This window comes from Bradyrhizobium cosmicum (assembly GCF_007290395.2).
In the GTDB taxonomy this organism is placed as follows: domain Bacteria; phylum Pseudomonadota; class Alphaproteobacteria; order Rhizobiales; family Xanthobacteraceae; genus Bradyrhizobium; species Bradyrhizobium cosmicum.
This window is the reverse complement of sequence record NZ_CP041656.2, coordinates 4,038,361-4,050,859: the sequence shown is the minus strand read 5'-3', so window position 1 is coordinate 4,050,859 and position 12,499 is coordinate 4,038,361. Positions and strand designations below refer to the sequence as shown.

At 63.1% G+C, this 12,499-nt stretch carries 6 protein-coding genes; 4 read left to right on the top strand and 2 right to left on the bottom strand.

All coding sequences use genetic code 11. The features are described 5' to 3' along the window. The first annotated feature begins 318 nt into the window (after positions 1 to 318). On the top strand, positions 319 to 1,677 hold the full coding sequence (locus FNV92_RS19550; protein WP_143844976.1) for an FAD-binding protein: 1,359 nt from the start codon (positions 319 to 321) through the stop codon (positions 1,675 to 1,677). Positions 1,678 to 1,892: 215 nt separating this feature from the next. Further along, the gene (locus FNV92_RS19545; protein ID WP_244623830.1) at positions 1,893 to 5,045 is read left to right on the top strand and encodes an ATP-binding protein; all 3,153 of its coding nucleotides are present in this window, start codon (positions 1,893 to 1,895) and stop codon (positions 5,043 to 5,045) included. Positions 5,046 to 5,085: 40 nt separating this feature from the next. Here FNV92_RS19545 and FNV92_RS19540 read toward each other — a convergent pair whose 3' ends face one another. After that, on the bottom strand, positions 5,086 to 5,667 hold the full coding sequence (locus FNV92_RS19540; protein ID WP_168213636.1) for a TetR/AcrR family transcriptional regulator: 582 nt from the start codon (positions 5,665 to 5,667) through the stop codon (positions 5,086 to 5,088). A 281-nt stretch (positions 5,668 to 5,948) separates the two neighbouring features. Between FNV92_RS19540 and FNV92_RS19535 the strand changes: the two genes are divergently transcribed. Together FNV92_RS19535 and FNV92_RS19530 are read left to right on the top strand one after the other, a co-directional pair. Continuing rightward, the gene (locus FNV92_RS19535; protein WP_143846266.1) at positions 5,949 to 7,154 is read left to right on the top strand and encodes an efflux RND transporter periplasmic adaptor subunit; all 1,206 of its coding nucleotides are present in this window, start codon (positions 5,949 to 5,951) and stop codon (positions 7,152 to 7,154) included. Between the two features lie 5 nt (positions 7,155 to 7,159). Continuing rightward, on the top strand, positions 7,160 to 10,306 hold the full coding sequence (locus tag FNV92_RS19530; RefSeq protein WP_143844981.1) for an efflux RND transporter permease subunit: 3,147 nt from the start codon (positions 7,160 to 7,162) through the stop codon (positions 10,304 to 10,306). Between the two features lie 202 nt (positions 10,307 to 10,508). Here FNV92_RS19530 and FNV92_RS19525 read toward each other — a convergent pair whose 3' ends face one another. Then, on the bottom strand, positions 10,509 to 12,035 hold the full coding sequence (locus FNV92_RS19525; protein WP_143844982.1) for an ABC-F family ATP-binding cassette domain-containing protein: 1,527 nt from the start codon (positions 12,033 to 12,035) through the stop codon (positions 10,509 to 10,511). Positions 12,036 to 12,499 lie beyond the last annotated feature (464 nt).

The following is a 12,499-nucleotide window of genomic DNA, read 5'->3' as shown; positions in this document are numbered from 1 at the left end:
CCAAACGCAAACGCGTGAATAAATTGGGCTTGCAACCAATAAATGTGGTTCAATAGCACCAAAGTGCCCGCTTGCCAACGTGACTTGCTGGAGGCCGCGGTCGCCGGGCATTCAATTTTTCCTGTTGGTTGAATATTCGCTCGGATAGGATGCCATACAGCCGTGGGGTGCACAGGCGACCCGGCTGAATTTGCGTGAGCGGGGGCAAAGCTGCGCGTCAACGCACTTCAACCTCGTGAGAACCAGGCCGACACCGGCGTCGGCAAGACCGAAAAGCCATCTTGAGTTGCGTGTTTCGCCGTCCAGGGGGTGACGCAGATGGGCAATATGGTTCGCAATTACGATGGCGGGATCACAAGCTCTCCCGCGCAACTCGTGTCGCCGCGCTCCGTCGACGAGATTCAATCGATCCTGAGGGACGCCGACGGCTACCCAAGTCCTGTTCGGGCGATGGGCAGCTATCATTCCTTGACGCCGTGCGCATCCTCGGACGGGACGATCATCGACATGTCCCGGATGAGCCGCATCCTCAAGATCGATCCCCACAGCATGACGTTCACGGCCGAAGCGGGCCTCCAGTTCATTGCCGCGTCGCGGGTGTTGCGGGCGATGAATCTGCAGTTCGTGACCAATATCGAGATCGGGAACATGACGCTCGGTGCGGCAGCCTGCTGCCACACCAAGGATGGCCTGGATGGCGGCGAGTTCGGGCAGGTCGGCTCTTACATTACAGCGATCAAGTGGGTGACGCCCAGCGGCGATCTGGCGGAAGCGTCGGAGGCCACAAACCCGGGCCTGATGTACCTGATGCGCTCGAGTTACGGACTGTGCGGCGTGATTTACGAGGTCACCTTTCGCATCAAGCCGCTGGAGGCGATCCACTTCAGATATTTGCCGCGCCCGATCGGACAACTGACCGAGAAGGAAGTGGATGGGATCATCGATGCGTCGCGAGGCCTGATCTGCTGGACGGTCGGCCGAAAGGCGCACTTTCAGACGCGACATCCCATCGACAGGGTTGGACCGTTGGGGGCGCTGTTCGCCGCCAGCCGCCGGAAGCTCTGGAATTATGCGGAAGCCCGCGTTGGCAGGTTCATCGACAGCAGCGTCCCGACCAAGCCTCTCAGGGATGCGACGCTCGACACGTGGTTCGTCGGCAATAGGCTGTTGATGTCATTCCTGCACCTGGCCGGCGGAGCCACCCTGTACAATCCCGACAAGACGATCGACTACAGCCAAACGCCGCCGTCGGCGCGATATGCATTTACATTCTGGGCCTTTCCGCGCCACGAATGGCTGAATGTTCTGCGCGACTACGTGGACTTCAGCGAAAAGTATTTCGAGGACCATGACTTTCGCTGCAACATGGCGCTTGGCTCATATTTCATTCGTAAGGACGAGCATTCGTTGCTGTCCTATTCGCATGACGGAGACATTTTTTCAGTCGACCCCATTCACGCTTATACGGACAGGCCGGCGTGGGACGGGTTTTTGAAGGAGTTCAATGAGTTTGCGTACAAGAGGAACGGCATTCCTTTGCTGAATCAAAGTCCGTTCATCACGAAGCAGCATGTCACGGCGGCGTATGGGCAGCGATGGACGCAGTTCTCTGCGCACGTCAAGCAAGAGGATCCGTCCGGGCGCATGCTGAACCCATTCTTTGCCAACCTGCTCTGAGCCCGTCAGGACTGGCTCAGAGCCGTCAGACGAAGCGTGCCTTCTGATCTGGATTGGGACTGTCGTCGTTGTGACGGGACAGTATGGCTGACCGAATATCGGTCACTGCAGCGTGGACTTCTCTCGGGAGAAGGGTGCAATCTCTGGACGCTCAGGAAAGATGGCAGCGGCGCCAAATCGAACCGCGGAACATTGTCAGAATTCCGGGATGAGTGATGGACGAGTCTCAAGACAGAGTAACCGAACGCCGCCAACTGACCGTCCTGTTCTGCGACGTCGTTGATTCAACGGGCCTCTCCGAGCGCTGCGACATCGAGGATTTGCGAGAATTATTGCTGGAATTCCAAGCGATAAGCTCGCGATGCATCAGCAATGCCGGTGGCAGCGTCGTCAACTACATCGGCGACGGTATTCGTGCGGAATTCGGCTATCCGCTTACTTCGGAGAACGAAGCGGAGAGTGCGGTCCGCGTTGGCCTGACGTTGCTGCGCGAACTTCAAGAATTGAGCGAACGCGCCACGGCGGCGATCCAGGAACCGCTTCGCGTTCGGATCGGGGTCCATACGGGTGTCGCGGTGATCGGCAAGGCGGGGCCCGGCCATGTGCACGATGCGACGGAGATCGTCGGCGAGACGCCCAACATCGCATTCCGCTTGCTGGAAATGGGCGAGCCCAATTCGCTCGTGATCAGTGGTGAGACCAGGCGTCTCCTGCGCGGCGAATTCGCCTTGCAGCCGCTCGGCATGCGGTCGCTCAAGGGATTGTCGCGCAAGGTCGAGGTCTTTCTCGTCGCGGGCGAGACGCCGAAAGATGGCGCCGGCCATCGCGCCCGCCACCGCAATGCCTCGCGCCTCATCGACAGGGTGACTGAACTCGGCCAGTTGCTGCAGGCTTGGGAGCTGGCGACGACCGGGCAGGGGCGTACGGTGGAGATCACCGGGGAGCCCGGGATCGGCAAGTCGCGCCTGGCGTTGGAGCTGATCGACAGGGCCGCATTGCCGGATGATCTGATCCTGGCGATCCAGGCTTCCGCTCCGCATCAGAACACGCCGTTATACCCGATCATCAGAGCTCTGGAGCAACGCATTGGCATTGCCAGGGACGAGGACGCCGAGGTGAATTCGGCGCGTCTGCGTGATTTCATGGCCGCGACGTCCGGCGGCGACGAGGAGCAGTTGACGCTGATCGGCCGGATGCTCGGTTTACCGGTGCCGATGGTGTCAGGCCCGACAATTCCCGACGCGCATGAGCAGCGCCGTAAAACGCGCGATGCGGCCGTGCGGTTGTTGACCTCGCAGTCGCGCGGCGAGGCCAGCCTGATCCTGGTTGAAGATTTTCACTGGGCCGATCCCTCGACGATCGAGATCATCGAGCGCATTGCCGGCCAGGTCGATGGCACGCGGTCTCTCCTGGTCGTCACTAGCCGGTCGTCCATCATCGGCAACGTCTCGCCGACGATCCTGCGCATCGTGCTTCAGCGCCTTGACGACGAGCAATGCCGCGATCTCGCCGGATCGGTCGTTCGCGACAAGCAGCTGTCAAGCCAGTTGATCCAGCAGATCGTCGCGCGATCAGACGGTGTGCCGCTGTTCGTGGAGGAGTTGGCGGCTGCAGCCGTCGAGACCGGCCAGCTCGATCCGGGCGTCAGGACGGTCGGCGCCAGCGGGCCTTCGGAGGTGCCGTCGGCGCTCTACGATTCCTTGATGCTGCGTCTCGAGCGGCTCGGAAATGCCAAGGCGGTCGCGCAGCTCGCGTCGGTGATTGGCCGAAGCTTTCCGCATCGGCTTCTTGCTGCCGTTGCGGGTGAGCTTCAGGACGCCCTCGACCCCGCCCTCGAGCGCCTGCGGGCGTCTGGATTGATCGGGCTTGAGCGCGACGACGACGAAAAGGTCTATTCCTTCAAGCACGCCCTGGTCCGTGACGTCGCCTATTATTCGCTTCTCAAGCGCCAGAGACGGGAACTGCACGACCGCGTGGCTGCGGAGATCGAACTCCATCTGCCCGAAGTTGCCATCACGGAACCAGGCTATCTCGCGCAGCATTTATCCGAGGCCGGACGCACCTCCCGAGCGGCGCAGATGCGGCTCAAGGCGGCCCAGCAGGCAGCGGAACGTTCGGCAAATCTGGAGGCGATCGCCGAGCTCAACATGGCGCTCGAGGAGATCCGGAGGCTTCCAGCGGGACTTGAGCGGGATAATCTGGAGCTGAACGTCCAGATCGCGCTGATCGGGCCGACGATCGCATTGCGGGGATTTGGCGCGGATGCGGTCGCGGATGTGAGCAGTCGTGCCATCGATCTGTGCCGCGCTCTCGACAACGATACGCGCATCTTTCCGGCGCTGTACGCAAGATGGTCCTATTTACGCGTCGCAAGCAACGTTCGCGAGGCGGGCACGCTGGCGCAGGACTTTCTGACTCTCGCCGAGCAAAAGGGAACGAGGGCCGATCGGATGGTCGGCCACCGGCTGCTCGGCACGTCGTTGCTCGACGGGGAGACTGAGCAGGCCTGCGTCCATCTCGACCGGGCGGTCAAGCTCTACGATGCTGCCGCCGACCGTGCGACGGCCGTGACGTACGGCACGGATGTGCAGGTCACCAGTCTGTCCAACCTGTGCATATGCTGCTGGCTGGTGGGCCGGGTGACTGATGCGATCAAGCATGGCCGGGAGGCACTTAAGCACGCGCAGCAATTGGCGCATGCCCATACCCTCGGCTACGCCTACGCGCATGTCTGCATGCTCTACACGCTGGAGCGGGACGTCCAGACGGTGCGGGCGCTCGCACAGCGGACGCTCGAGGGGGCGATCAGACGGGAGCTGCCGCTGTGGATTTCGGTGGCGCGGACATTCCTCGGTTGGGCCGACATTGAAAGCGGCCGGCTGGCGGAAGGCATCGACGTGCTCGAGAAGCAGCGCGATTTCCTGCAGATGGCGCACGTCGTCTACCAGCTGCCATGGTACCTTTGCTGGCTCGCGGAAGCCTATGTCCGCTCCGACAGGCTGGCGGACGCCCGACGTTGTCTCGATCAGGCGCGCAATGTCTTCGGGCGGGGCGGCAATTACTGGTACGAGGCCGAGTGCCTGCGTATCGAAGGGCGATTTGCATCACATGCGCAAATCAACGACACCGGGCTCGCCGAACAGAATTTCAAGCAGGCCCACGCGCTCGCCCACCGGCGTGGCCAGCGCGGATTCGGCTTGCGCGCCGCGGTGGGTCTTGCCGGATTGCTCGTTACCAAAGGTCAGACCGAGGGCGCCCGCACGCTGCTGCAGCACGAATTGCAATTCTTCGCCGGTCAGCCGGAGGGCGGGGATCGCTCGGATGCCATCAGGCTGATGTGCGACCTCCAGGAGCGCCCGCGCGGCTGACAGCTCAGGCCCGGGATCGAACCGGTATGCCATGCAGAACTTACGGCTTGGCAGAGTGATCTTCCGGCACACAGAACATCGCAATCGCAAGATCGATCCGCTTGTCCAGCAGACGGCGGTTGAGGCGGAATCCGTCGTCGGTGAGCAGCCTGAAATGATCGTGGCTGAACACCATTCCCAGCAGCATTTCGGCGACGGCGCGGAGCGGCACGCCTTCGAGGCGCGGTTCAAGCCTGACAGTTTCGAGCAGGCCTGCCACGTCGTCGGGGCCGCTCTCCATGATAACCTCCGCGAACATGCGGCCGAGGTCCGGTGAGGCCTGGCGCTCGCCGATGATCAGGCGGTGCAGTGCGATTTCGCTGGGCGCGAGCACCACGTCCGCAATTCTGCGGAGTGCGGTTCGTAGCTGCGCGGTCGGCGATCCTGACAAGGGAGGGTTTGCGAAATGGGCCTCGGGCAGGCTGCGCAGCAGCATGGCCCGGAATAGCTCGGTCTTGCTCTCGAACAATTTGTAGAGCGTCTTCTTCGACATCCCGGCTGCGCCGGCGATGTCATCCATCGTGGTCGCGGCAAAACCCTTGCTGGTGAAAGTGGCCTTCGCTGCCGCCAGCAACTGCATCATGCGCGCATTCGGGGCAGGGAGGTCGAGGTCCCGTCTCTCCCGCTCCGAACGCGTGCCGCCGCCGGTACGCCTGCGACTGCTGGATTGGCTCGTCATGTAAACCTGCCGTTAAACATCCACTGCATCACGACCGCTTGATCCGGAATTCTGCCGCCAGCCTATCACTTGACTTCGAGGAAGGAAACTACCAAGTTTCCAGAATGAAACTGCATAGTTTCCTAATGTTTCCAGCCAGATCGCCGCATCGGCAGTGTTGGCCAAATCGTCCATGGATAGTCATGATGCTTGCCCCGGTCGTCCGCATTGTTCCGTTGTTCGCCTTGCTGTCGCTCGCGGCCTGCGGCGAGCAGAGCCAGGCGCCGGTCGCGCAACAGATGGCGCCTGAAGTCGGCGTCGTCACGTTGAAGCCGCAGGAGGCCAAGATCTCGACGGTCCTGCCGGGCCGCGTCGTTGCCTATCAGGTCTCGGAGGTGCGTCCCCAGGTCACCGGCATCCTGCTCAAGCGCGATTTCGTCGAAGGGACCGAGGTCAAGGAGGGCGCTCAGCTCTATGAGATTGATCCCGTCCAGTACAAGGCGGCATTGGCGAGCGCCGACGCCGCGGTGCAGAAGGCGGAGGCAACGCTCGTCAGCGTGAAGCTGAAGGCCCAGCGTAAGACCCAGCTTCTCCAGACCAACGCGGCGAGCCAGCAGGACGTCGACGATGCGGTTGCCGCCTACAAGCAGGGCGAGGCCGACCTGCACGCGGCGCAGGCCAACCGCGACACCGCCGCGATCTCGCTGGACCGCACCAAGGTCACCGCATCGATCTCGGGCCGGATCGGCAAGTCGACCATCACGCCCGGCGCGCTTGTCACGGCGAGCCAGGCGACCGCGATGACCACGATCCAGCAGCTCGACCCTGTCTACGTCGATCTCGACCAGTCGACCTCGGAGATGGAGCGGCTGCGCAGCCAGATCGCGAGCGGAAAGCTGAAGCGTCCGGCCGATGGCGTCCAGGTCGAATTGCTGATGGAGAACGGCAAGACCTACGGCCACAAGGGCAAGTACGGTTTCACCGATGCAAGCGTCAACGAGAACACCGGCTCGGTCTCCTCGCGCGCGATCTTCGCCAATCCCGAGCGGGCGCTGCTGCCCGGCATGTATGTGCGCGCACGCGTGATTGCCGGCGTCGATCCGGCCGCGATCCTGGTGCCGCAGCGAGCTGTCTCGCGCAATCCGCTCGGGCAGGCGGTCGCGATGTTCGTCGACAAGGACGGCAAGATCGAGCAGCGCACGCTGGATCTGGGCGAGGGGGTCGACGGCAACTGGCTGGTGCAGTCGGGCGCCAAATCCGGCGATCGCCTGGTCGTTGATGGCACGCAGAAGGCGCGTCCCGGCGCGGCGGTGAAGACCGTCGAGGTCGCGGTTGATCCGGCGAGCGGTCTCACGGTGAACCCGACGCGGCAGGCCGATGCGCGGCCCGCGCCCGTCACAGCCGGGCAATAAACGTCATGTCACACTTCTTCATCAAGCGGCCGATCTTCGCCTGGGTCATCGCGATCCTGATCATGCTTGGCGGCGTGCTGGCGATCATGCGCCTGCCGATCGCGCAATATCCGCAGATCGCGCCGACCGTCGTCTCGATCAGCGCGACCTATCCCGGCGCCAACGCCGAGACCGCCGAGAACTCGGTGACCAAGGTCATCGAGCAGAACATGACCGGTCTCGACAATCTGCAATACATGTCGTCGTCGAGCTCCTCGACCGGGGCCGTGTCGATTTCGCTGACCTTCACCAACCAGGCCGACGCCGACATCGCCCAGGTCCAGGTCCAGAACAAGCTCCAGCTCGCGACTCCCTTGCTGCCGCAGGTGGTGCAGCAGCAGGGCATCAAGGTCGTGAAGTCGTCGTCGAGCTTCTTGTTGGTGCTTGGTTTCGTCTCCGAGGACGGCCGGCTCAGCGCCAGCGACATCGCCGATTACGTGGCATCATCGATCAACGACCCCATAAGCCGCGTCGCCGGCGTCGGCCAGGTTCAGCTGTTCGGCGCCGAATACGCGATGCGGATCTGGCTCGACCCGGACAAGCTTGCCAAATACAATCTGATGCCCGGCGACGTCACCACTGCGATCCAGGCACAGAATACCCAGGTCACGTCCGGCCAGCTCGGCGGCCTGCCGGCCGTCGGCGGCCAGCAGCTCAATGCCACCATCACCTCTCAGAGCCGCCTGCAAACGGTCGAGCAGTTCAAGGATATCATCCTGCGCACCGCATCGACCGGCCAGACGGTGCGCATCGGCGATGTCGCGCGTGTCGAGCTCGGCTCCAAGTCCTACGATTCCACGGCGCGTTACAACGAAAAGCCCGCCGCAGGCATGGGCATCAGCCTTGCCACCGGCGCCAATGCGGTATCGACCTCCGAAGCGGTGAAGGCGCGCATCGCCCAGCTCACGGCGACCATGCCGGAGGGGCTTCGCGTCATCTATCCCTACGACACCACGCCGTTCGTCAAGCTGTCGATCGAGAAGGTGATCCACACGCTGTTCGAGGCGATCGCGCTCGTCTTCGTCGTGATGTTCGTGTTCCTGCAAAGCTGGCGGGCCACCCTCATTCCGACCATCGCAGTGCCGGTGGTGCTGCTGGGTACGTTCGGCGTGCTCTCGCTCGCCGGCTATTCGATCAACACGTTGACGATGTTCGCGATGGTGCTGGCGATCGGCCTCCTGGTCGACGATGCCATCGTCGTGGTCGAGAATGTCGAGCGCGTCATGGCCGAGGAGAAACTCGGTCCGCGCGAGGCGACCGAGAAATCGATGCGCGAGATCACCGGCGCGCTGGTCGGCATCGGCGTCGTGCTCTCGGCCGTGTTTATCCCGATGGCGTTCTTCAACGGTTCGGTCGGGATCATCTATCGGCAGTTCGCGCTCACCATCGTCACGGCGATGCTGCTCTCGGTGCTGGTGGCGCTGGTGCTGACGCCGGCCTTGTGCGCCACGATCCTGAAGCCGCCTGGGGATCACGGTGCGCAGCGCGGCTTCTTCGGGCTGTTCAACCGCGGCTTCGACCGCATGGCCGTTGGCTATCAGCGCACCGCGGGCGCCGCGATCAAACGGATCACGGCAGTGATCATCGCCTTCGCGGCCATTGTCGCCAGCATGGTGTTCCTGTTCCAGCGGCTGCCGAGCTCGTTCCTGCCCGAAGAGGACCAGGGGACGATTATCACCCTGATCCAGCTGCCGGTCGGCGCAACCGCCACCCGCACGCTCGATGTGATCAAGCAGGTCGAGCGACAGTATCTCGACAACGAGAAGGACGCCGTGCAGGGCGTGTTCGCGGTCAGCGGCTACAGTTTCTCGGGCCAGGGCCAGAACGTCGCTCTTGCCTTCGTCAGCCTGAAGCCGTTCGACGAACGCAAGGACGCGGCGGCTTCGGCGCAGGCGGTGGTCGGCCGCGCCATGGGTGCATTCGCAAAGATCCGCGACGCGATGGTGTTTGCGGTGCTGCCGCCCTCGATCCCTGGCTTCGGCAATGCCGGCGGCTTCGACGTCTATCTCCAGGATACCGGCGGTGGCGGCCACGACGCGCTGATCCAGGCGCGCAACCAATTGCTCGGCCAACTTGCGGCCGACAAGCGCGTGGCGCAGACGCGGCCGAACGGCCAGGACGACACGCCGCAATTCAACCTCGACGTCGACCAGGCCAAGGCCACGGCGCTCGGCGTGAGCCTCAGCGATCTCAACACCACGCTGTCGGCGGCGTGGGGCGGCGCCTATGTCAACGACTTCATCGACCGCGGCCGCGTCAAGCAGGTCTATGTCCAGAGCGACGCGCCCTTCCGCATGGACACCAGCGACATCGGCCGCTGGTACGTCCGCAACGCCTCGGGCTCCATGGTGCCGTTCTCGGCGCTCGCCACCAATCGCTGGAGCTTCGGCTCGCCGCGGCTCGAGCGCTACAATGGCGTGGCCGCCGTCGAGCTCCAGGGGCAGGCGGGGCAGGGCATCAGCTCGGGCGTCGCCATGCAGGCGGTGGAAGAGCAGATGGCGAAGCTGCCCAAGGGCTACGGCCACGAATGGACCGGATTGTCGTTCCAGGAGCGGCTGACCGGCAGCCAGACGCTGTACCTCTATTCGATCTCGCTGCTGATCGTCTTCCTCAGCCTCGCCGCGCTCTACGAGAGCTGGTCGGTGCCGTTCGCGGTGATGCTGACGGTACCGATCGGCGTGCTCGGCGCGTTGCTCGGGGCAACGTTCTTCAGCCAGGCCAACGACGTCTATTTCCAGGTCGGCCTGCTCACGACGATCGGCCTCGCCTCGAAGAACGCGATCCTGATCGTCGAGTTCGCGCTGGAGCAGATCGCCGCCGGCCGCAGCCTCGTCGATGCGACCCTGCACGCGGCGCGTCAGCGCCTTCGCCCGATCCTGATGACGTCGTTCGCCTTCATCCTCGGCGTTCTGCCGCTGGCGGTGGCGACAGGCGCGGGCTCCGCCAGCCAGAATGCGGTCGGCATCGGGGTCGCCGGCGGCATGATTGCCGCGACGGGTCTCGGCATCTTCTTCGTGCCCGCGCTGTTCGTCCTGGTCCGGAGGATATTTCCGGGCAAGCGGGATGAGGCGGCCAGCTCGACGCCGGTCGCAACCGCACAGCCCGCGGAATAGCCGCCTCATGGAGCGGTATCTCACGCGATCTCGCGCGTGAGGTCGCCTCCGTTGATCTCGGCGAACTCGAAGCGGGATGTCGTGTCTCCCCCCCTGGAGCAGACATGGTCGGCCGAAATGCTCGGGTCCGTTTCGGGCCAACAACAGACATGCACGCGCCGGCCTGACCGTCGGCACGCAGAGCGACAGGAGGGCCGCGGTGCTAACCTGTTGCACCGACCGATGCAAAGAACCCCTCCGGCCCATCCAGTTCCAACAGCTTCTTCCTATCGATCAGCCAGAACCGATTGCCCACCGTTCGCACGAAGTTGCGGTCATGTGAGACCAGCAGGCAGCTTGCCTGATGGTCCATCAATTCGTCCTCCAGAGCTTCCTGCCCCTCGATATCCAGATGGTTGGTCGGCTCATCGAGAAGATAGAAGTTGGGCTGGGCCAACCGCAGCAACAGCAAGCCGAGACGCGCCTTCTGTCCGCCGGAAAGCCGGCCGATCGGACGGCCCTGCATCTCGATCGAGAGGCCGGAGCCTGCGAGCAGCGCGCGCGCACGCTGATCGCCGACATCGAAACGGCGAATGAGCGCGCGCACCGGCGTTTCGGCATCGACAAGATGGGCGAGAGCCTGATCGCAATAGCCGAGCACGAGCGACTGCGTGGCCTTGATGCCGGCATGGGTGGCGCCCGGATTTTCGATTGCCGAGCGCAGCATCGCCACCAACCGGGTCTTGCCTACCCCGTTCGGCCCCAGCAGCGCGATCCGATCGCCCTTGCAGATAAATTGCTTGCCGGTCCTGAACAGCAACCGGCCATCCGGCGTCTCGACCGCGGCTTCATCCAGCGTGACCAGGACCTTGGCGTGCGTTCCGCGATTGGCAAGCCTAATCGTCCCTGCGGATCGTTCGAGATGCGCAGGCTTTGCCACATGTTCCAGCTTCTCGGCGCGCTGCTTCAATTGCTTGGTCTTCGACAGCAAAAGGTCGCTTCCGGAATTGATACCGATGTTGTTGAGCTTCGCCGCATGCTGGCGAAGTTGCTGGGCGGCCTTCAGGTCGCGTTGATAGCGCCGCTCGTCCGATGCGTCAGCCTCGCGAAGTGCGGCCCGCGCCCGTGTATAGGGCAATGAAAACACCTGCGACTGCTCCGGCCGCAGGAACAGCGTCCGGTTCGTGGTCGCATCGAGAAAGGCGCGATCGTGACTGGATATGACGACGGGCATATCGTGCGGCAGCGCGTTCAGCCAATTTTCAAGCCGGCCGATCCGGGCGAGGTCGAGATGGTTGGTCGGCTCGTCGAGCAACAGCACGTCGGCCTCCGTCACCAGCACACGGACAAGCATGGCAACCCGCTGCCAGCCGCCGCTCAGGTGTTTCAGCGGCCTCTGCCGCAGCGTCTCGGGCACCTCAAGCGACTCCATCGCCACATCTACCCGCCAGCGTTCGCCAAGCCGTTGGTCAGCGGAGAGCATCTCAAGCACGGCTGCATAGAAGGTCCGATCCATCAGAGCTTCCGGCACATCCTGCTCGACATAACCCACCATCAGCCCTCGGGATCGGGTGATCTCACCTTCGCTCGCTTCCATAGCGCCCGCGATGCAGCGCAGCAGAGTGGATTTTCCGCGACCGTTGGCCGCGACAAGCCCAATTCGGTCGCCGGCATTGACGACGAGGTTCAGCTGGGAAAAGAGCGGTGCGCTCAGCGTCACGCCGAGATTGCGGAGGTTGATAAGAGTCATGATCGTTCTCTGGTCTTGCCGGCGATCACGACATCCGGGGCATGCAGCCATCGTCGGATGTCATTGTCAAAGCGCGGCGACAAATGAGAGTGCAGGCGCGCGCAAGGACGCGCAACGCTGCACAGCCACGAAGGGCAGACCGAGAACTAGTTCTGTAAAAAGTCTCTGGTCAGCCCTGCAAACGCATTTGCAGGGCGTTGACCGGGCCACGCTGGCGATAGTGCCGGAAAAATGTTGTCATCGCGCGGCCCCCCTTTCTCGATTGAGTGAAGTCAAAATAACGCACCCTTCAAAGGAGAGCAAGCCGAAGCCTCCGCCAAGTCAAACCCGAAGTCGGAAAGGCCTGAAACAGCGAGAAACGCCGGCAATCGACTCAAGAGGGGCGACGCGCTCAGATGTCCGAGTTGGGTCAAGTAGATATCTTCCGCTTTGCCCCCGAACTCGGACATCGCTCGACGCGGCTA